The sequence below is a fragment of the Streptomyces sp. LaBMicrA B280 genome, assembly GCF_049222185.1.
GTDB lineage: Bacteria > Actinomycetota > Actinomycetes > Streptomycetales > Streptomycetaceae > Streptomyces > Streptomyces murinus.
The window spans coordinates 182605-203991 of record NZ_JBMJCT010000008.1 but is presented as its reverse complement, the minus strand read 5'-3'; the positions used below and the strand labels follow the sequence as shown (position 1 = coordinate 203991).

Here is a 21387-nt window from a genome sequence, read left to right as displayed (position 1 = left end):
ACCGATCCGTGCCGGCTTGCCGACTTGTCGATGCGCCGTCCGGTGACGGCGGTGCGGGGGTCAGGCGACGACGTCGTGCAGTCGCGCGGCCTGTTTGTCCTTGAGCGGGCCGATGACCGACAGCGACGGGCGCCTGCCCAGGATGTCGCGGGCGACCGCGCGGACCTCGTCCGGGGTGACCGCGGCTATCTTCGCCAGCATGTCGTCCACGGACATCTGCTCGCCCCAGCACAGCTCGCTCTTGCCGATGCGGTTCATCAGCGCGCCGGTGTCCTCCAGGCCGAGCACGGTGGAGCCGCGCAACTGGCCGATGGCGCGGGCGATCTCGTCGTCGGTCAGCCCGTCGGTGGCGACCTTGTCGAGTTCGTCGCGGCAGATCCGCAGCACGTCGTGCACCTGGCTGGGCCGGCAGCCGGCGTAGACGCCGAACAGACCGCAGTCGGCGAAGCCGGAGGTGTACGAGTACACGCTGTAGGCCAGGCCGCGCTTCTCCCGGACCTCCTGGAAGAGCCGCGAGGACATGCCGCCGCCGAGGGCGGTGTTGAGGACGCCCATGGCCCAGCGGCGCTCGTCGGTGCGGGCGAGGCCCGGCATGCCGAGGACCACATGGGCCTGCTCGGTCTTGCGGCCGAGCAGTTCGACCTTGCCGAAGGTGCGGATCGTACGGCTGCCGTCGCGCGGGGCGATGGGCTGTGCGTCCGGGTTCTTCAGCGCGCCCGCCTTCTCGAAGGCCGCGCGGACCTGGCGTACGACCTTGTCGTGGTCGACGTTGCCGGCGCAGGCGACCACGAGGTGGGTCGGGTCGTAGTGCTTCTTGTAGAAGCGGCGGATCCGGTCGGCGGTCAGGGCGTTGACGGTGTCGACGGTGCCGAGGACGGGGCGGCCGAGGGCGTTGTCGCCGAACATGGTGTGCGCGAACAGGTCGTGCACACAGTCGCCGGGATCGTCCTCGGTCATCGCGATCTCTTCGAGGATCGCGCCGCGTTCGACGTCGACGTCCTCCTCGACGATGAGCGAGCCGGTCAGCATGTCGCAGACGACGTCGATGGCCAGCGGCAGGTCGGTGTCGAGCACGCGTGCGTAGTAGCACGTGTACTCCTTGGCCGTGAACGCGTTCATCTCGCCGCCGACGGCGTCGATCGCGGCGGAGATGTCCAGCGCGGAGCGGCGCCCGGTGCGCTTGAAGAGCAGGTGCTCCAGGTAGTGCGTGGCGCCGTTCAGGGACGGGGTCTCGTCACGGGAGCCGACGTGCGCCCAGATGCCGAAGGTCGCGGAGCGGACGGAGGGCAGGGTCTCGGTGACGACGCGCAGGCCCCCGGGGAGGGTGGTCTTGCGGACGGTGCCGATGCCGCCGGTGCCCTTGATGAGCGTTTGGGTACGGGCGACGGCCCGCGCCTCCGAAGAGGGGCGGGCCGTCACCTTGGAGCCACGGGACGTCACTGCTCGGCGTCGTCCTTCGCCTCGTCGCCGTCCTCGCCCTCGATCACGGGGATGAGGGACAGCTTGCCGCGGGAGTCGATCTCGGCGATCTCGACCTGGACCTTCTGGCCCACGCCGAGGACGTCCTCGACGTTCTCCACGCGCTTGCCGCCGGCGAGCTTGCGGATCTGCGAGATGTGCAGCAGACCGTCCTTGCCGGGCAGCAGGGAGACGAACGCGCCGAAGGTGGTGGTCTTGACGACCGTACCCAGGTAGCGCTCGCCGACCTCGGGCATCGTCGGGTTGGCGATGCCGTTGATCGTGGCGCGGGCGGCCTCCGCCGAGGGACCGTCGGCGGCACCGATGTAGATGGTGCCGTCGTCCTCGATGGTGATCTCGGCGCCCGTGTCCTCCTGGATCTGGTTGATCATCTTGCCCTTGGGGCCGATGACCTCACCGATCTTGTCGACCGGGATCTTGACGGTGATGATCCGCGGGGCGTGCGGGCTCATCTCGTCGGGCCGGTCGATGGCCTCCATCATCACGTCGAGGATGTGGAGACGGGCGTCGCGGGCCTGCTTGAGGGCCGCGGCCAGGACGGAGGCCGGGATGCCGTCCAGCTTGGTGTCGAGCTGGAGGGCGGTCACGAACTCCTTGGTGCCGGCGACCTTGAAGTCCATGTCGCCGAAGGCGTCCTCCGCACCGAGGATGTCGGTGAGGGTGACGTAGTGCGTCTCGCCGTCGATCTCCTGGGAGATCAGACCCATGGCGATACCGGCGACGGGGGCCTTCAGCGGCACACCGGCGTTCAGCAGCGACATGGTGGAGGCGCAGACCGAGCCCATGGACGTCGAACCGTTGGAGCCGAGGGCCTCGGACACCTGGCGGATCGCGTAGGGGAACTCCTCGCGCGTCGGCAGCACCGGCACGAGGGCGCGCTCGGCGAGGGCGCCGTGGCCGATCTCGCGGCGCTTCGGGGAGCCGACGCGGCCGGTCTCGCCGGTGGAGTACGGCGGGAAGTTGTAGTTGTGCATGTAGCGCTTGCGGGTCACCGGGGAGAGGGTGTCCAGCTGCTGCTCCATGCGGAGCATGTTGAGGGTGGTGACGCCCAGGATCTGGGTCTCGCCACGCTCGAACAGCGCGGAGCCGTGCACCCGCGGGATGGCCTCGACCTCGGCGGCGAGCGTACGGATGTCCGTCACGCCGCGGCCGTCGATGCGCTTCTTCTCCTTGATGACGCGCTCACGGACCAGGGTCTTGGTCAGCGAGCGGTACGCGGCGGAGATCTCCTTCTCGCGGCCCTCGAACTCCGGGAGGAGCTTCTCGGCGGCCAGACCCTTGACGCGGTCCAGCTCGGCCTCGCGCTCCTGCTTCCCGGCGATGGTGAGCGCCTGGGCCAGCTCGGGCTTGACCGCGGCGGTCAGGGCCTTGAGGACGTCGTCCTGGTAGTCCAGGAAGATCGGGAACTCGCCGGTCGGCTTGGCGGCCTTGGCGGCGAGGTCGGCCTGGGCGCGGCACAGGACCTTGATGAACGGCTTCGCGGCGTCGAGACCCGCGGCGACGATCTCCTCGGTCGGCGCCTCGACGCCGCCCTCGACCAGCTTGATGGCCTTGTCGGTGGCCTCGGCCTCGACCATCATGATCGCGACGTCGCCGTCCTCCAGGGCGCGGCCCGCGACGACCATGTCGAAGACGGCGTCCTCGAGCTCGGTGTGCGTCGGGAAGGCGACCCACTGGCCGCGGATCAGCGCGACGCGGACGCCGCCGATCGGGCCGGAGAAGGGCAGACCGGCCAGCTGGGTGGACGCGGACGCGGCGTTGATCGCGACGACGTCGTACAGGTGGTCGGGGTTGAGCGCCATGACCGTGCAGACGACCTGGATCTCGTTGCGCAGGCCCTTCTTGAAGGACGGGCGCAGCGGGCGGTCGATCAGGCGGCAGGTGAGGATCGCGTCCTCGGAGGGGCGGCCCTCGCGGCGGAAGAAGCTGCCGGGGATCTTGCCGGCGGCGTACATCCGCTCCTCGACGTCCACCGTGAGGGGGAAGAAGTCGAGCTGGTCCTTGGGGTTCTTGGAGGCGGTGGTGGCCGACAGCACCATGGTGTCGTCGTCCAGGTACGCCACGGCGGAGCCGGCGGCCTGCTTGGCCAGGCGGCCCGTCTCGAAGCGGATGGTACGGGTACCGAAGGCGCCATTGTCGATGACTGCCTCGGCGTAGTGGGTCTCGTTCTCCACTAGCGTTTTCTCCGTTACTTATCGTCTTTTGTCCCTGGCCTGCCCGTGTGGCAGGGGGACGGTGGTGGAGAAGCGCGCCTGGTGCGGGCCGGTCTTCGATCGAAGCACCCGGGGTTCGCTTCCCCCGGGGGCCACTACCGAGGACCGGCGGCGGCGTGGTGCGTTTCTCCTCATGTGTGTTCGTGCGTGCTGCGGTCTCGTGTGCTGCGTCTCGCGTTCCGCGGCTTGCGTTCCGCGTTCGCTACCACACTACAAAGCGTGAGTGACACCGCGCACGTTTCCGCACGTACAGCAAAGGGAGCGGCTCCCGAGTCCTGCCGGGAACCGCTCCCCTCACGGCGTCCTTACTTGGCGCCGGCCGCACCGCGGCGGATGCCGAGGCGGTCGACCAGCGCACGGAAGCGCTGGATGTCCTTCTTCGCCAGGTACTGCAGCAGGCGACGGCGCTGACCGACCAGGATCAGCAGGCCACGACGGCTGTGGTGGTCGTGCTTGTGGGCCTTGAGGTGCTCGGTCAGGTCGGAGATCCGACGGGACAGCAGAGCGACCTGGACCTCGGGGGAGCCGGTGTCACCCTCCTTGGTACCGAACTCGCCGATGATCTGCTTCTTCGTAGCGGCGTCGAGCGACACGCGTACTCCTCATAGTCTGTTGAGGCCACCGAGTGCCCCCGGTCTACATCTCGGGGGAGCTTCCGTGACTCGGAAGGCGGGGATCCGCTGCGCGCGGCCTCCAGGGCGCAAGGCTCCGGGGGTGCGTACACGAACGGCCGTCACTCAGGGTACCAGGCGGTCGTGGGCCCGTTTGCCCCGGTCGGCGAACCACTCCGCGGGGTGGCGTGCGGCCACTAGGGTGAGCACCGGGACTGTACGTCACCGGAAGCGTACGCGATGTCGGGAAGGGGTCGCCACGAGATGGCGGAAACGGAAGCCGAGACCAAGGCACGCAAGGAGCGCGAGCGCGACGAGCTGTACGCGCTCGACATCTCGGGCGTCGAGTGGCACTGCGCCCCGGGCACCGAGGAGCACGAGGAGCGCGTCGAGATCGCGTACCTCCCCGAAGGAGCCGTGGCCATGCGCTCCTCCCTCGACCCGGACACGGTGCTGCGCTACACGGAGGCCGAGTGGCGGGCGTTCGTGCTGGGCGCGCGGGACGGCGAGTTCGATCTGAAGCCCATGGCGCACAACGGGGGTCTTGACGTGCAGTAGGCGCGTCGGGACACGGGGAAGGGGCGGCACCTGGGGTGCCGCCCCTTCTCGTCGGTGCGGGGGTCAGTGCTCGATGCCGGCGCTTCCGACGCCGATCACGGACAGGACCGGGTCCTTCGGGGAGTCCTCGTCGCGTTCGAGCATCCGGTTGGCGAGGAAGGCGTGTCCCTGTTCATAGAGGATGTCCGACTGCTCGGGGTCGCTGAGCTCGTATTCCACGTCGGTCGGAAGGCTGAACAGGAGGTAGGGCGTCTCCTTGTCGGTCCGGGGGTTCCAGTCGACCACGGCCGCGGGCTGGACACTGCTCGAACTGTCCCGGTAGACGATCAGATCGTCGCCGTTCATCCGGACGGGGACGACCGTCTGGAGCGGCCGGCCCTCGAACTTCTCCGCCTTGGTGCCCTTGGCGAGATCGAAGGCCGTGATGCTGTCCGCGGGCTTGTCGTCGTCCAGGTTCGCCTTGCTCATGACGAAGGCCCGGTCGCGGCCGACCACCATGCCGTCGCACTTGTCGAGGACGCCGAAGAACGGGCCGGGGTAGGACTCCTGACCGCACTTGGTGTCGTAACCGCGCATGGAGATGGTGGCCCGTCGCCGCCCGGTCTCCGGGTCGAGGGTGAGCAGGTCCGTGACCACGGTGTCGCCCGCCTCGACGGCGAGGACGGGCGGGTCAGCGGAGGGCAGGTAGACGCCCTGGATGCCGTTGCTGACCGAGTAGCGCCAGATGACGTCGCCGGTGCGCGGATCGAGCTTCTCCACCCGGTAGCGCGCGTCGGTCGACTCTCCGCACAGGACGAGGGCGAGCAGGGCCCGGCCCCCGGCGAATCCCGAGTCGTGGCACTGGGAGGTGGCGACGGTCGTGTTCCACAGCCGCTTGCCGTGGTCCATGTCGTACGCCACCGAGCCCTGTCCCCAGGCGACGGCCACGACGCCCCGGGTCAGGGCGATGCCGGTGTTGGTGACGAAGGCGAAGTCCGCCGACGGCATCTTCCGCTGCCAGAGCCTCTTGCCGGTGTTCAGGTCGACCATGACGACCTCGTCGCAGACCCCCACCTTGTCGGAGGCGGCGGCCTTGCCTGAGCCGCCGGCGGGCGGCGGCTGGACGACGACCGCGGTCCGGCCGTCGGCCGTGACATCGCGGCTGACGGCGCAGACATGGCCGTCGAGCCGGAGCTTCCAGACGGTCTTGTCGTAGCCCGTGCCGATCTCGTAGCCCTCGATCCAGTCGGCGACGGCCCGAGCGATGACCTTGCCGGTGGCCCAGGTGCCCGGCGCGTACAGCGGCTTGCTGCTGGGGACCGCCGTGAAGTGCTCGGTGACGAGCCGGCCCTCTGGCGAGACGGGGGTCCTCTCCGCCGTCTCGCGTATGTCGTCCGGGGCCTGTTTCCCCGCCTTGGCGTCGCTCCCTCCGGCGCGGTCGGCCGAGTGGTACCAGATCAGGCTTCCGCCGAGGCACAGCACGAAGGCGACCGCCGCGGCGAGTACGAGGAGGAGGCGTCTGCGGCGTCTGGACCGCGTCTGGTCAGCCGCCAGCGCGGACTGCGTGTACATGGACGGTGGTGGGCCGAAGCTCACGCTGCGGGGTCCTTTCGATGGCGGCGAGCGCGCGCCGGGGTCATACGGTTCACTTGCTCGTCATCGCCCGCGCGCTCGCGTACACGTCGAAGACCGCCAGGGTCAGCGGGATCAGCGTCAGCAGGACGAAGCCCTCGCAGATCTCCAGGAAGCGGCCCCAGAAGGGGGTGAGTCCGCCGCGCGGGAGGATCAGGCCGAGGGCCGTGACGACGGCCGCGGCGGCGGCGATGGCGGCGATCAGCCAGATGGTGCGGATGTCGAGGTCGGTGCGGTTGCCGGCCAGGGCCGCCGTCATCACGTGCCGCGGCGGCTTGATGGCGAGGCCGAGGCCGAGCAGCACCAGGCAGGACAGCCCGGCCGCGAGGACGGGGGCGACCTGAGCGGTGTAGCGGAAGAGGCCGGCGCGCATCAGCATCGCGATGCCGGTGGCCAGCGCGAGCAGCTGGGCCCAGAGGTTGTCGGAGAAGCCCAGCACCGCGGCGGCGCCGACGGCGAGCAGCGCGCAGCCGCCGACCAGGCCGACGAGGAGTTCATGACCGCGGCGGGCCTGCGCCTCGACGCGGCCGATGTCCACCGGTTCCGGCGCGGACTCGGTGCCGTAGGCGGAGCGGGCCGTGCCGCCGCCGGGGTTCTCGAAGCCGATCGGCAGCCGGGCGAAGCGCATCGACATGCCGGGCAGGAAGGCGAGGGCGCCGACGGCGACGGGCGCGCAGACGCCGGCCATCTCGGTCGCGGACCAGTGGACGAGGGTCGCCACGAAGACGACGGCCAGGGCGACGGCGGAGGCGAACACGAAGGAGACGAAGGGTCCGTCGCCGTGCGGGGAGCTCAGGGTGAGGACCAGGGCGGCGATGAGGACGGCCACGCACGCCAGCAGGAACTGGAGCCTGCCGATGCCCTCCCCGCCGCTCAGCGGCAGCAGTCCGCTGCCGGCGACGCCCAGGTTGGGCAGCGCGCCGAGGCCGAGGGCGACGGCCGAGCCCCGGTCGTCGTAGACGCGGGCGCGGACGCAGGAGAGGACGACCAGGAGGATGCCGGTGACGGCGGCGAGGATGCCGGCCAGGCCGTGCATGTCGTGGCGCGGGTCGGCGGTCCAGGCGACGAACGCGAGCAGCGCGGGCAGCACCCCGCCGCCCACCAGGCCCGCGGCCCGGGTCAGGTCGCCGTGCCACAGCCTGTGCTCCTTGGTCACGGCGGACGCGACGGCCTCGGCGACATCGTCGAAGACGGCCGGTGGCAGGGACTCCGAGAACGGCCGCAGGGTGAGGAGTTCACCGTCGAGGATGCGCTGGGCGGCGAAGGAGCGGGCGCTGTCCAGCACGGTGCCGTCGGTACGGACGAGGTGGTAGCCGACCGGAGCGCCCGACCGGGGGCTCTGCTGGGACAGCCGGAGGATCTCCGGGTAGAGGTCGGCGACCGGGACGTCGTCGGGCAGCGCCACGTCGATACGGCTGTCCGGCGCGACGATGGTGACCCGGCAGAAGCCGAGTCCGTTGGTGCCGGACCCGGAAGGGGCTCCCGTCCCGGGTCCGCCGTTGGCGGCGGCCGTCATGCTCACCTGCTGCTCCCCCTCAGTGGTGGTGGTGCGTCTACTTCGTGAAGGTCCGGTGCCGGTGTACGCCGTACCCCGGTGGCGCGACCGCCGGGCGCCGGGCGCCCGGGGCCTTCCGGCCCCGACATCAGCGGAGTTGCCCCGCTTTACCCCACCCGCTCGGCGTGTGCTCACGCGAACATCCGGCACCCTACCGCTCACCCACTTCGGGTGAACTCAGTAGGATCGCGCGGCGGCCTGCGCTCGCCGGACACGGGGCGGTGGGCGGAACGCCTGGGTCGGGCAAGGGAATTGGTGAGCAGTGAGCCAGATTGTCGTCAAGCGCCCGTCCAGAGCGCTTCCGTCCGAAGTGCCCACGGATGAGGTCCTTGTCCAGGCACCGCCCGAACTGCCGCGGGGGCATCAGGAGAGCGTACTGATGCAACTGCTGCCCACGCTGGGCATGGGCGGCTCGGTGGTCTTCTTCTTCACGAACGGCCAGCCGTTCATGAAGATCATGGGCGTGATCATGATCGCCTCGACGGTGGCGATGTCCATCGCGATGGTGGTCCGCTTCCGCCGCGGCTCCCAGGGCCAGTTGGCCGACATGCGCCGCGACTACCTCAGCTATCTGTCGGGGACCCGCAGGGCCGCCGTGGAGACGGCGAAGGCGCAGCGGGACGCGCAGTACTACCTGCACCCCGCGCCCGAGCAGCTGTGGGCGCTGGTCGCCGAGGGCAGCCGGGTGTGGGAACGGCGGTCCGGCGACGAGGACTTCGCGCATGTGCGGGTCGGCCTGGGCCAGCAGCCGCTGGCGACCCCGCTGATCGCCCCGGAGACCGGCCCCGTGGAACAGCTGGAGCCGTTGACCGCGGGCGCGATGCAGCGGTTCCTCGCCACCCACGGCACCCTCGGTGATCTGCCGATGGCGGTCTCGCTGCGCGCCTTCTACCACGTCACGGTCAGCGGTGAGCCGCAGGCGGTACGGGCCTCGGCCCGCGCCCTGGTCGGCTCGCTGGCCTCGCTGCACTCCCCCGAGGACCTGGTCATCGCGGTGGCCGCGGGCCGGGAGGCGCTGGCGCACTGGGACTGGGCGAAATGGCTGCCGCATGTGCAGCTGTCGAGCGCGGTGGACGGTGCGGGCACCCGTCGGCTGATCGGCTCCGACCCGCGCGAGCTGGAGGACCTGCTGGCCGCCCGGCTGACCGGCCGCCCGCGCTTCCACCCCGCCGGGGCGCCGCTGCTGGACCAGCCGCACCTCGTCCTGGTCCTCGACGAGCTCTCCCTGCTGCCGGACTCGGTGCTGGCCAACCCCGAGGGACTTCAGGGCGTCACCCTGGTCGAGGTGGTGGCGGGCGAGCTCACCAAGGCGGCCGGCGACCTGTCCATCGTCGTACAACCGGGCCTGCTGCGTCTGGAGTCCGGGCACGGTGAGGTCTACGACGGCACACCGGACGCCCTGTCGTACGCGTCGGCCGAGGCCCTGGCCCGGCAGCTGGCGCCGCTGCGCATGGCCTCGGGCGGGGACGACGACGAACCGCTGCTCGCCAACCTGGAGTTCACCGATCTGCTGAGCCTCGGCGACGCCGCCTCCGTGGACACCAAGCGGACCTGGCGCCCGCGTGCCCTGGCTGAGCGGCTGCGGGTGCCGATCGGGGTGGGCGAGGACGGCCGCCCGGTGATGCTGGACCTCAAGGAGGCCGCCCAGGAGGGCATGGGCCCGCACGGCCTGTGCGTGGGCGCGACCGGTTCCGGCAAGTCGGAGCTGCTGCGCACCCTGGTGCTCGGCCTCGCGGTCACCCACTCCTCGGAGACCCTGAACTTCGTCCTCGCCGACTTCAAGGGCGGTGCGACCTTCGCCGGTATGGCGCAGATGCCGCACGTGGCGGCGGTCATCACCAACCTGGCCGACGACCTCACCCTGGTCGACCGCATGGGCGACTCGATCCGCGGCGAGCTGAACCGCCGCCAGGAGATGCTGCGCGACGCGGGCAACTACGCCAACATCCACGACTACGAGAAGGCGCGCGCGGCCGGTGCCCCGCTGCAGCCGATCCCCTCGCTGGTGCTGGTGATCGACGAGTTCTCCGAACTGCTGACCGCCAAACCGGACTTCATCGAGATGTTCGTGCAGATCGGCCGCATCGGCCGTTCGCTGGGCGTGCATCTGCTGCTGGCCTCGCAGCGCCTGGAGGAGGGCCGGCTGCGCGGTCTGGAGACGTATCTGTCGTACCGGATCGGTCTGCGCACCTTCTCCGCGGCCGAGTCCCGCGCGGCGCTCGGCGTCCCGGACGCCTATGAGCTGCCGAACGTGCCCGGTTCCGGCTTCCTGAAGTTCGGCACCGACGAAATGGTGCGATTCAAGGCGGCGTACGTCTCGGGGGTGTACCGCACGGGCTCCCAGCGCGCCGCGCTGCCCGGCGGCCAACTCCCGGTGGACCGGCGCCCGGTGCTGTTCACGGCCGCCGAGGTGCCGGTGCACTACGCCGCCGTCCCGCGGCAGCGGGTGGAGCCCGCGCACCAGGTGGACGAGGCGCTGGCCGACACGGTGCTCGACGTCATCGTGCGCCGGCTGGAGGCGCAGGGCCCGGCGGCCCACCAGGTGTGGCTGCCGCCGCTGGAGAGCCCGCCGTCCCTGGACGCCCTGCTGCCCGGTCTGACGGCGGTGCCGGGCCGCGGTCTGACCCAGCCCGACTACGAGGGCGCGGGCCGCCTGGTCGTCCCGGCCGGTCTGGTCGACAAGCCGTACGAGCAGCGCCGTGACCGTCTGATGCTCGACTTCTCGGGCGCGGCGGGCCATATGCAGATCATCGGCGGTCCGCAGTCCGGCAAGTCGACGCTGCTGCGCGCGCTGATCTGCGCGTTCGCGCTCACCCACACCCCGCACGAGGTGCAGTTCTACGGGCTGGACTTCGGTGGCGGCGGCATGGCAGCGCTGGACGGCCTGCCGCATGTCGGCGGTGTCGCCTCCCGGCTGGACCCGGAACGCGTGCGGCGCACGGTGGCCGAGGTGTACGGCGTGCTGACGCAGCGTGAGGAGTACTTCCGCTCGGCCGGTATCGCGTCCATCGCGGACTTCCGCGCCCGTCGCGCCCGCGGCGACATCTCGGTGACGGAACAGCCCTGGGGCGACGTCTTCCTGATCGTCGACGGCTGGGGCAACTTCCGCGCCGACTACGAGGGCCTGGAACAGCTGGTCCTGGACCTCGCGGCCCGCGGCCTGGGCTACGGCATCCATGTGGTCATCACGGCGTCCCGCTCGATGGAGGTCCGCGCGAACCTCAAGGACCATCTGATGAACCGCCTGGAACTGCGGCTCGGTGACACCATGGACTCCGAGATCGACCGCAGGGTGGCGGTGAACGTCCCGGCGGGCGTCCCCGGCCGCGGTCTCTCCCCCGAGAAGCTGCACTTCATGGCGGCGGTGCCGCGCATCGACGGGCTGACCTCCGACACCGACCTGGCCGAGGCCACGGCGGCGCTGACCTGCGAGGTCGACCGCCACTGGCAGGCGCCGGGCGCGCCCAAGGTCAGGCTGCTGCCGCGCCGCCTGGAGGCGGCCCAGCTGCCGCCGGGCGACCGCTTCCCCGGGCGGGGTGTCGCCTTCGCGCTGGACGAGGACAACCTGGAGCCGGTGTTCCTGGACTTCGACCAGGACCCGTTCTTCCTGGTCTTCGGCGAGAGCGAGTCCGGCAAGTCCAATCTGCTGCGGCTGCTCATCAAGCAGCTGACGCTGCGGTACGGCGGTGACGAGGCGAAGTTCTTCGTCGTCGACAACCGGCGCGCCCTGCTGGATGTCACGCCGGCCTCGCACCTGGCCGAGTACATCCCGATGTCCAGCCAGATGGACCATCACATGACCGCGCTCGCGGACCTGATGCAGCGCCGTACGCCGACCGCGGACGTGACCCCGCAGCAGCTCCGGGACCGCAGCTGGTGGCGGGGCCCGCAGGTCTTCGTCGTCGTCGACGACTACGACCTCGTCTCCAACTCCACCGGCAATCCGCTCGGCAATCTGACGGAGCTGCTGCCGTTCGCGCGGGACGTCGGCGTCCGGTTCATCATCGCCCGCTCCGCCGCGGGCGCGGGCCGCGCCGCGTACGAGCCGTTCATCCAGCGGATGAAGGAACTCGGCGCCCAGGGCCTCGTCCTCGCCGGCGACCCGGGCGAGGGCGACCTCATGGGCGGCATCCGGCCCCGCCCGATGCCGGTGGGCCGTGGCGTCTTCGTCTCCCGCAAGCGGGGGAAGCCGTTGGTGCAGACGGGTGTGGTGGAGGTGGAGTACTGAGCGGAGAGGGCGGGTGGGGCCCTGGTGGGCCCGCCGGGAACGTCGTCGGCTCGGACGGGAACGGTGAACGAGTCGTATTGACTCGGGTACGCACCGCTACGCCGCTGATAGCGTGTTCGAACTCCCGCCCTCGGGCGGGCTGACGGGGAATCGGCGGAGGAAGACGCGCATGGCTTGGGACGAGTGGGAGCAGCTGAAAACCGAAGCCGCGAAAGGCCGGTCGACACACATGCGGCTCAACCAGCTGGCCGCGGATCCGGGAGGCGGGGGCGGCGACAGCCGGCAAGGCGACCTCACGGTGCGCCAGACGGACCTCGCCGCGGTCGGCTCCGCCGCGTACGACCTGTACACGAACTTCGGAGCGTGCAGCGACTACGCCCGCCTGGCCTCGATGAAGGCGGCCGGAGGGCTGGAGACCCAGGGCTTCGCCCTCGGCTCCGCCTTGGACCACGTCGCAGAGCACTGGATCGACCAGGTGCAGTCCCTGCTCGACGCCTGCGCCCACATCTCCAACCACCTGCGCTACACGCAGAAGCAGCACGCCTCGGACGAGCACTACATCGCCGGCACCATCAGCAGCATCTCCCAGCTGGACCACGGCTTCGACGAGCGGAAGGGCAGCTGACGGAGATGGATCTCAACACCTTGCGCGACGGCAACTTCTCCCAGCTCAGTGACGCCATCACCGACTGGGAGAAGATGACCAAGGATCTCGCCACCGTCAAGAAGGACGCCCACGACCATCTCAAGGCCAAGGCGGACAAGGCTGACTGGGCCGGCGTCAACGCCCAGGTGAGCCGTGAGTTCATCGACAAGACCGCCGAGGAGTTCACGGACGCCCACACCCAGGCGGACTCCATCACGAACATCCTCAAGGACACCTACGGCGAGCTCGTCGGCTACCGGAACCAGCTGAACGACGCCATCTCGCGGGCCCAGGGCAAGAACATCACGGTCATCGACACCGGCAAGGGCAGCTTCGAGGTCATGCCCAGCACCCGGCCCGACTGGGCCTCCGACCCGAGCGGCAACAAGGGCGCGGCCGACCAGCAGGATGTCGACGCCACTCGCGACGAGATCCAGCGGATCCTGAGCAAGGCGACCACCAGCGACAAAACGGCGGCCGACGCCCTGCGGATGCTCGTCGATCAGGCCAAGTACGGCTTCTCCGGCGCCCACTACGACAACCGGGACGAGGCGGCCAAGTCCCTGGCGGACGCCGATCGCATGGCCGAGATCCTCGCGAAGGACCCCCACAAGGTCACGAACACGGAACTCGCCTCGCTCAACAAGATGCTGGCCGAGCACAAGAACGACCCTCTGTTCGCCGAAGAGTTCGCGAGAAAGGTCGGCCCCAAGAAGGTCCTCACCTTCTGGGCCGGTATCGCCGATCCCTACCAGGGCACGTACGACCCCGCTCGCGCCGCGCAGGCCAAGCAGCTTCAGAAGAACCTGGGCACCACCATCGGCCTGGCCACGCTCTCCGACAGCGACAGGATGCAGAGCTGGGAGAAGCAGATGATCAAGCTGGGCCCGGACCAGCTCGGCACCGATGACGCAAGCGATCCGACCGGCTACGCCGTCATGAGCAACCTGATGCGATTCGGCGACTACGACGACCAATTCCTCAACGACTACGGCGACCACCTCCTCGCTTACGACAAGAAGGTCAACGGGCAGGGCATCAATCTCTGGGTCAACAACGCCAACCAGAGCGACCTCAACTACTGGGGCGACAAGAACGACCGCGGCCGCGATCCCATGACCGGCTTCCTCCAGGCGCTGGGGCACAACCCGGACGCGTCGACCCAGTTCTTCGCACAGCCCAGCGGCACAGGCGCCACCGTCGACAAGAGCTCCGAGCTCAACGACCACCTCAAGTACCTGACCGAGCAGCGCGTCTGGACCTCGGACGCGAGCTTCGACGGCAACCACAGCTACGTCGCGGGGAGGGACGCGCTGGGGCATGCGCTGGAGGCGGCGACGACCGGCTATTCGTATGACGCCACCGCGGCACAGGTCAGGGCCGGCGGCGTACACCGCACGGCGGCCACGGCGGGCGTCATGGAACAGGTGGCCTATCTCTACGGCGGCAAGGACGGCCCCAAGATGCTGCACGACCAGCCGGAGCTGGCGGACAGTCTGGGCAAGATGGGCGGCGCGTACATCGACGACATCGACTACGAGTTGTCCGGCGTCGGTGACTACCAGAAGGACTCCGGCACCTTTCCCGCGAAATACGACGGGCGCGCGAACTTCACCCAACAGGGCGCCATCAATTTCCTCAGCGTACTCGGCCAGGACGAGAACTCGCACCGCGCAGTCACAGTGGCTCAGCATCTGTACACACTCAGCCAGCTCGACGCCTATCCGCCGACCAGTGACACCAACATCGGTCATGCTCACGACGCACTGACCACAGGCGCCCAGGCGCGCGGCATCCTCGACCACTCTCGCGTCCAGCAGGCCGAGACGACGTACAAAGAGGATGCCGACGACGCGAACAAGTCACTTGGCCGGTCCGCCGAGTGGATCAAGCTGGGAGTGGGGACGACCGTCGGGATCGGTGTCGGCGCCATCCCCTTGCCTGGGTCCACGGCCGCTGCGGTCGTCATCGCGCCGATCGCGGCGGACACCGCTGGAGAAGCGCTGAACACCTTCATCGGTCAGGAGATCGACAAGGGGGTCGATCACAGCGAAGAGGATCCTGCGGAGAAGTCTCAGATGACCAGCACGGAGTTCTACTCCAAGGGTGAGGGCCAGCTGGGCAAGGCCTACCAGACATACGTCGGCGGCCACCCTCACGCCAATGATGTCGCCAACAAGCAGAATTGGGACGAGGACATCAAGAACGCGTATTACGGGATTGGTTCCAGTGAGGATGACTTCCGAGGCCGAGCTCCCTACAAGGACTGATCTGTGCAGCAGACATACGACCCATCACGGCACCGGCAGAAGAGGCACCGCTTCCCGCGTCCGGCGTTGGCCGCGGCGACGCTCGCCCTCTTGGGCGTCGCCGCGTGCGGGACGAGCGATCACGGCACGGTGGAGCCGGAGTTGACCGCGGCCCAGGTCTGCGGATCCACGCTCGACTCGTCGGCGGCGGCGGCCCTCCGGCGGGTGGCCGGCACAGACAGGTTCCACGAGCTGCCGGGCACCGACGAGGCCGGACAGCCGAACAAGTTCTCCCTGAAGCTCGCCGCGGGCAGTCTCCACGACGACGCGTCGAAGCGGAACCAGTGCTATGTCACGAAGGCGGAGGACAAGACCGGATATCCGTTGATCCAAGTCGAGTTCTCCGCCGAGAAATATCACCCGAAGGCGGATATGACCTCCGGGGGCGGGGCAACGGGCAAAACTCCCTACCCGATCGGCGTCTACGCGGAAACGCATGAACGCAGCAGCGCCACAATTTATTTCGCATGCCCGACCCGCGCGCCAGGAAAAGACGCTAGCCCGACCCCGACCCCGTACGTCCGAGGGTACCTTTTCGCCAATTCACCCAAGATCTCTCCGAATACCGGAGAAGAGGATCTGATGGTCATCCTCAACCCCGTCGCTCGCGCTATGGCAAAGCAGCTCGGATGTCTTTCGCAGGCGAATCTCCCCGTGCACGTCCCCCGCGTCTGAACGGCACACCGCGCACGGCTGCTCCGTCCGGCGTGCGCATGTCCCTGTCCTGGTTCCTTCGCCGTGCCGGGTGAGTCCCGGACATGGCAGAGGGTGGGCACCCTCCGTGCGTACCCACCCCCGCTGTCGCGCTGCCGCTCACATGAAGTAGCTGGCGGCCTTCTTGTCGCCGCCCATGTAGTCGCCGCCGGCCGCGTGCACGGCGTGGCCGATGGCGACCAGGGCCTCGTGGATGCCGCGGGCCTCACGGTCCCAGGCGGCCATCTGGTGGACGTAGGCGGTGTGCGCCTCGCCCTCCCACATGCCGGAGACGTTCTGGATCTCGTGCTTGATCTTCGCGAGGGCGGCTTCGAGGCCCTCGGCCGCCTTGCCGATCTCGGTCGCCGTCTGGTCGAGACCGTTGTAGTGGACCTCTGTCACACCGTCGTTGACGCCCATGTTTCCTCCGTTGCTGAGAAGTTCGGTGGCTGATGCTCTGCGCTGGTCGGTATCAGTAGCCCGACAGCACAGACTGAGCGCTCGCCGCGGAGTGCGAGCCGCCGTAGTTCACGTCGATCTTCTGGACCTGGGCGCGGACGTCGTCCTCAGTGCCGTCATTGATCTTCATGGTGGTGTTCATGGCGTCCATGAACTTGACCAGGATCTTGCCGATCCGGACCATGTGCTCATTGATCTCGGTCTGCTTGCGGTTGAAGGCGCCGGCGCCGATGCCCTTCCAGTGGCCCTCAAGGGTGTCGATCAGGTGCTGAAGGTTCCTCAGCTGCGTCTGGATGTCCTCGAACTGCGTCTTCAGGTTCTGTTCGAGCTTGACTACCGAATGGACGGTGATCTTCTGAGTGCCTGCACTCATTGCGATGCCTTTCTCTGTGAACTGACCTTGCCCGGGTCCGACTTCGCACATCGGCGCCCTGGCAAGCGGACCTCTGCTCATTCAGAGGAACGAGCAGTAGTACGGGAGACCGGTCAGGCGTTGCGTCGCGAGCGCAGCACGGCGAAACCGGCACCTGCGACGACCAGTACGGCGGCTGCGGCACCGATGATCACCCAGGTATGGCTGTTACCGCTGGACGTCGTCTCCTTCGCGGCGGTGGTGGGGCCGGTGGCGGTTCCGTTGTCCTTGGCCTTGGCCTTGGCCGACGAGGAGGGCGAGGCGGATTTGCCCGGGGTGGTCGCGGCCGTGTCCGTGCCGTTCTCGGCGGCGAGGGGGTCCTGGTCGGCCGGGCCGGGATCGATGTTCTTGTCGGCCAGCACGAGGCGTGGACGGATGATGCCGTAGCCGAGGTAGGTACTGGGCGTGTTCTTCGGCCAGTCACGCCCCGCGGTGTCGATGAGAGTGCGCAGGACCTGGTTGGCGGTCCAGTCGGGGTGAGCCGACCAGATGAGGGCGGCGGAGGCGGAGGCGATGGCCGAGGCGGGGCTGGTTCCCTTGGTTGTGCAGTAGCTGGTGAGTGATTTGTCGCACCAGCCGGGAATTCCGACCCCGGGCGCCGCGAAGTCCACGTAGTTGCCCCTCGTGGAGAACTTGGCGACTGTCCCAGTCTTGTCGACAGCACCGACACCGACGACGTACGGATCACTGGAAGGATATTCGCGCTTTCCCTTGACTCCGTCGTTTCCGATGGACGCGAAGAGCAGTTTCCCCTTGGATGCCGCGTACTTGATGGCATTCTCTTCGTCGAGACTGTAGTAAGGACTGCCGAAGGACATATTGATGATCTTGGCGTCGGTGTCGGCCGCCGCTTTGATCGCCTGCTCGGAGGTGGCAGATTTCAGCTCTTCCGAGTTCTTCATGTCGTCTGACTGCACACGAATCGGAATGATCTTCGCGTCAGGCGCCAGGCCCTTCACGCCGCCGCCGGCTCCCGTGCCGGCGATGACCTCGGCCATAGAGGTGCCATGTCCGTCGACATCCTCGGTCGCACCGTAAGCGGCAGCTTTCGGCACCTCGTCGACCAGCACCTGTCCCTTGAGGGAAGGGGTCGTCGGATCCACTCCGCCATCGATGACCGCGACCTTCACCCCCTTGCCGGTGCTGTGCTTCCACATCTCGTCCGCGTGCATCGACGTCAGGTACCACTCCTGCGACTGCACATCCGAGGCCGCCGCTACGGGCGCGAGACCGAAGGAAGCACCGGCCAGCGCGCCCAGCGCCGCGCACATCGCTGCCAGGCGTCTCACCTTGCGCCTCGTCGCGAAAACAGTCGTCCCGCCTCGCCGGTCGGTCCCTGGCTCCATGCCCGTGTACGTCCTCGCTCGTTCTCAGTCGTTCTTCTTCGCATCACGTCGCCGCTTCAGCGACAGGCGATGCCGGTTCTTCTCCCCGGGCCCGTCTTCATGACCGGCCTCGTTCTTCCGGCTCTGCTTGCCACCCACGGCGCCGCGGCCAAGGTTCCTGGCACCGGTTTCGCTGTCGGCACCCTTGGACAGCGTGTCGGCAGCGCGCGCTCCGACCACACCGTCCGGATGGCTCGCCGAGCGCAACACCGCCTGCTCCGCGCCCGGTTCGGCCTTTACCGCGGGCTTTCCGACAACCCCTCGCTGCCCCATGGCGCCCTTCGGAGGCGTGGCCGAGGAGGAGACCGGCTCCTCGGCGCCGACGACCGTACCGCGCGGCAGCCGGGAGCCGGATGCCTTGCCGGGCGTGCGTTCCGTAGCAGGCTTGCCGCCCAGGACGCCGTTGCGCATCGCGCTGGTGGGGCCCTTCGCCCCGCGAGCGGTCGACGCGCCGTTCTGCCTCGGGGTTCCACCGGTGACCGCGCGCCCCGTCAGCGGGCGTTCGGCGGGCTCGGCCGCGCCTCGCATCATCGACCGACCGGTCTGACCGGTCCGCCCCATGCTGCGAGCAGACTGGCCCATCGGCTCCTGAGATGCGCGGCCGCCGGCGATCGCGCGTCCGGTCTGCCCCTCGGGGCCTTCCGGTACCCGGCCGCTTCCCAGACCGGAGCGACCGCTCACCGTGCCTGCACGACCGATGCGTTCCTGCGCGGTGCCGGAGAACCGGCTGTTCGGGCTGTACCCGATGGCGCGCCCGACGCTCGGCGTGAGCGGCGGCCCCAGCGGGCCGGGGAACGACAGCGGCGGCTGCCCTCCGCCTCCACCGGCGGTCGGCAGGGTGGGCGACGGAGCGGTGGGCGGTGTGGCAGGTGTCTGCGGAGGCAGCGTTCCCGCGGTGTTGATCTCCGTACCGACATCATGACCGGGCAGCACGGTCGACTGGTGTACCGCGTGCACGGACGGTGCGTGCCCCGCAGCCGTCGGGGCGTTCACGGCGATCGTCGACTCGCGGTGATGCGCCGTCGCATCTGCTCGGGACTCCGACGGGGGAGCCACTACCCCCGAACCTGCACCCTTGTCCGAAATGCGCTCGTACGACCTTGGTCGAGGCATGTCGAAGCTCGGGAGCTCGGCGAGGTTCGGCGCGGTCAGCTTCCCCATCTCACCCGACGCCACCGAGTAGTACGACCCCAACCGGTTCATCTGGTTGATGGCCTCTTGGCGGTGCTTCTCGACTTTCTGCGCGACCGTGTACTCCGGGTTGCTGTCCTTCTGGTCGGCCTTGGGCATCAGCCAGGGCCGCTTCTGCTCGTGCGCGGGGCGAGGGTCTCGGGGTGGCATGGACTTGCGCACCGAGGCCAGGCCGGTGGCAGCAGTGGTGATCTGCGTGCCGACGCTGTGTGTGTAATCCGCGAAGTCCGAGGTCCAGGAAAGGAGGGACTTGGCGAACTTCCTGAAGGAGTCGGCGCCCTCACCCTCCCAGTCGGCATCGCCGACGCACTTCTGCAGTGCCTGGGCGGCATTGGTGATGGAGCCGTGCGCGTCCCAGAGCGCCTTGCCGGCCGTCTCCAGTTGCTCCGGCTTGGTGTGCTCGACCAGGTCGAGCATGTCGTTCAGGTCGTGGGCGTCGAACTCGGTCCTGCCGCCGAACGGCATGCTTCTGAGGAAGTTCCGCACGGCGCCGAGCGCGTCGGACGTCGATGCCTGTTGGTCGACCTGCTTGAAGTCGGACTTGTAACGGGGCTCGTTCTGCCAGTTGCCGCCCACTTAGAACCCATCCCCCACGGACTTGCTCTGGTCGTGCCTCTGTGTGCCCTTCCCAGGCTGCTCGTGTTTCTCGTGAGCCGGATGAGTCTTCTGGTACTCCTTGTCGAGCTGGGTCTTGATCTGCCAGAACCGACGCCGCGCGTCTTCCTCGGTACCGTCGTACGTCCCGTCGGCCGACTGCATCGCCACCGTCATCGCCTCGATCTGCAGGCCCAAGGTCTTGGACATGCTCATGATGCGGTCATGGACGGCTTGGTACTGCTGATGCAGGCCGGTCGCCTCCGCGAAGGGGATGTTCGTACCGCTGAACGAGGTTCGCTCCAGCGTGTGCTGTGCCAGATCGGACGTGCCGCCGGAGGATCCCTCCAGCGTCTTCAGCGCCTCGTCGAAGCCGCCCTTGAGTTTCGTCAGCGCGCCGATGCCGCGCCGCAGATCCACGCTGTCACCCACCGTGGCCCCTTCCCCGTTTCCCCGTTGCTACAGCCGTCGACAGCCAGGGGACCCGCCCCCCGGATCGGTCGCCGACCACTGTAGTCACTGCGCAAATCACGGCCAACTGAACTACGCGACAGTTCAGTTCCCATGGTGTCCCGAAGTGAACGACTTCGGCCGACGCATGACCGACATGCCCGCTATCGGAGACCAAGTAGCCGGACATCTCCGCAGAAGCTTCACGTTCGACCGCAGCCTGCGTGAGCCCTCACACGCCCCCTCCCCTCGCCCCGCCGCAACGGAGCTGCCCGCCAAGGGGTTTCGCCGCCGACAATGCGCCCATTGTGGACATGGTAAAGATTTTTCCCGCACCAGGTTGGTAATTTACTCGCCATCTGAATTCGGCACGGGGAGGCACTTCCATGGCATGGGACGAGTGGGAACAGCTCAAGGCGCGGGCCGGGGCGGGCGGTTCCGAGCGGATGCGGCTCGATCACGTGCCCGACGGCGGTGGGACCTACGGCCCGTACGTGGTGCCCGGCAAGACCGGTGACCTCAAGGTCGGGCATGACGACCTGGTCAAGATCGGCACGGCTGCCCATCACCTGTACGACCAGCTCTGGGACAAGGCCCGCGTCGCCGTCCCGGGCAGCGACTCCGCGGCCGGTGACCTCTCCACGCAGGGCTTCTCGGTCGGCGCGGGGCTCCAGCATGTGTCGAACCGGTGGGAGGAGCAGCTGAAGTCCCTGATGGACGCCTGCGCGCAGATCTCGAACCACATGCAGACCACGAAGACCGTGCACGCGAACGACGAAAACTACATCCGGCGGCAGATGAGCGGCATCGACGCCCTGGACGCCGGGTTCGACGAGCGGGTGGGGGCGCCGGGCAAGCACAACTCCGTCTACGGCGAGCCCAAGAGCAAGAAGGAGGAGGGGGAGAAGGAGTAGGGCGCGGGAGGCGACACCGTGACCCGCTGTACGGACGTACGGACGTACGGACGTACGGACGTACGACCCGACTCCGCCA

General features: G+C 68.7%; 16 protein-coding genes. 6 read left to right on the top strand and 10 right to left on the bottom strand.

Translation table 11 applies throughout. From position 1 onward, the window contains the following. Nucleotides 1-60: 60 nt before the first annotated feature. The 3 genes from ACLF5H_RS08590 to rpsO form a co-directional block, all read right to left on the bottom strand. Nucleotides 61-1440 carry a M16 family metallopeptidase gene (locus ACLF5H_RS08590; RefSeq protein WP_421675453.1) on the bottom strand — a complete coding sequence of 460 codons (1380 nt, stop codon included), beginning with the start codon at nt 1438-1440 and terminating at the stop codon, nt 61-63. Beyond that, complete coding sequence (locus ACLF5H_RS08585) at nt 1437-3653, bottom strand: polyribonucleotide nucleotidyltransferase (RefSeq protein WP_421675452.1); 2217 nt, start codon at nt 3651-3653, stop codon at nt 1437-1439. Before ACLF5H_RS08585 ends, ACLF5H_RS08590 begins: the two co-directional genes overlap by 4 nt. Before the next feature lie 344 nt (nt 3654-3997). Continuing rightward, nucleotides 3998-4285: a 30S ribosomal protein S15 gene (gene rpsO / locus ACLF5H_RS08580; RefSeq protein WP_046416809.1), complete on the bottom strand. Its 288-nt coding sequence runs from the start codon at nt 4283-4285 to the stop codon at nt 3998-4000. Nucleotides 4286-4567: 282 nt separating this feature from the next. Here rpsO and ACLF5H_RS08575 point away from each other — a divergent pair, with 282 nt between their 5' ends. Beyond that, complete coding sequence (locus ACLF5H_RS08575; protein ID WP_392217136.1) at nt 4568-4861, top strand: DUF397 domain-containing protein; 294 nt, start codon at nt 4568-4570, stop codon at nt 4859-4861. A gap of 63 nt (nt 4862-4924) precedes the next feature. On the opposite strand, the gene ACLF5H_RS08570 is transcribed toward ACLF5H_RS08575, so the two are convergent. Next, nucleotides 4925-6436: a PQQ-binding-like beta-propeller repeat protein gene (locus ACLF5H_RS08570; protein WP_421675451.1), complete on the bottom strand. Its 1512-nt coding sequence runs from the start codon at nt 6434-6436 to the stop codon at nt 4925-4927. A 49-nt stretch (nt 6437-6485) separates the two neighbouring features. Beyond that, on the bottom strand, nt 6486-7988 hold the full coding sequence (gene eccD / locus ACLF5H_RS08565) for a type VII secretion integral membrane protein EccD (protein WP_421675468.1): 1503 nt from the start codon (nt 7986-7988) through the stop codon (nt 6486-6488). A 301-nt stretch (nt 7989-8289) separates the two neighbouring features. Here eccD and eccCa point away from each other — a divergent pair, with 301 nt between their 5' ends. The 4 genes from eccCa (at nt 8290) to ACLF5H_RS08545 (ending at nt 15885) form a co-directional block, all read left to right on the top strand. After that, nucleotides 8290-12255 carry a type VII secretion protein EccCa gene (gene eccCa, locus ACLF5H_RS08560; RefSeq protein WP_421675450.1) on the top strand — a complete coding sequence of 1322 codons (3966 nt, stop codon included), beginning with the start codon at nt 8290-8292 and terminating at the stop codon, nt 12253-12255. A 169-nt stretch (nt 12256-12424) separates the two neighbouring features. Further along, nucleotides 12425-12880 (top strand): hypothetical protein, encoded by a 456-nt coding sequence (locus tag ACLF5H_RS08555; RefSeq protein WP_421675449.1) that lies wholly within the window; start codon nt 12425-12427, stop codon nt 12878-12880. A 5-nt stretch (nt 12881-12885) separates the two neighbouring features. Continuing rightward, nucleotides 12886-15171 carry a DUF6571 family protein gene (locus ACLF5H_RS08550; RefSeq protein ID WP_421675448.1) on the top strand — a complete coding sequence of 762 codons (2286 nt, stop codon included), beginning with the start codon at nt 12886-12888 and terminating at the stop codon, nt 15169-15171. 3 nt (nt 15172-15174) lie between these two features. Further along, complete coding sequence (locus tag ACLF5H_RS08545; RefSeq protein ID WP_421675447.1) at nt 15175-15885, top strand: hypothetical protein; 711 nt, start codon at nt 15175-15177, stop codon at nt 15883-15885. Between the two features lie 138 nt (nt 15886-16023). Here the strand turns inward: ACLF5H_RS08545 and ACLF5H_RS08540 are convergent, their stop codons facing one another. The 5 genes from ACLF5H_RS08540 to ACLF5H_RS08520 form a co-directional block, all read right to left on the bottom strand. Next, nucleotides 16024-16323, bottom strand: a complete 300-nt coding sequence (locus tag ACLF5H_RS08540) for a WXG100 family type VII secretion target (protein WP_421675446.1) — start codon at nt 16321-16323, stop codon at nt 16024-16026. A gap of 52 nt (nt 16324-16375) precedes the next feature. After that, complete coding sequence (locus tag ACLF5H_RS08535) at nt 16376-16735, bottom strand: WXG100 family type VII secretion target (protein ID WP_421675445.1); 360 nt, start codon at nt 16733-16735, stop codon at nt 16376-16378. A gap of 113 nt (nt 16736-16848) precedes the next feature. Further along, nucleotides 16849-18045 (bottom strand): S8 family serine peptidase, encoded by a 1197-nt coding sequence (locus ACLF5H_RS08530; RefSeq protein WP_421675467.1) that lies wholly within the window; start codon nt 18043-18045, stop codon nt 16849-16851. Nucleotides 18046-18144: 99 nt separating this feature from the next. Beyond that, nucleotides 18145-19926 (bottom strand): hypothetical protein, encoded by a 1782-nt coding sequence (locus ACLF5H_RS08525; protein ID WP_421675444.1) that lies wholly within the window; start codon nt 19924-19926, stop codon nt 18145-18147. Further along, nucleotides 19927-20376 carry a hypothetical protein gene (locus ACLF5H_RS08520; RefSeq protein ID WP_421675443.1) on the bottom strand — a complete coding sequence of 150 codons (450 nt, stop codon included), beginning with the start codon at nt 20374-20376 and terminating at the stop codon, nt 19927-19929. 404 nt (nt 20377-20780) lie between these two features. Here ACLF5H_RS08520 and ACLF5H_RS08515 point away from each other — a divergent pair, with 404 nt between their 5' ends. After that, a complete protein-coding gene (locus ACLF5H_RS08515) occupies nt 20781-21308 on the top strand; it encodes a hypothetical protein (RefSeq protein ID WP_421675442.1) in 528 nt (175 codons plus the stop codon). The last annotated feature ends 79 nt before the right edge of the window (nt 21309-21387 follow it).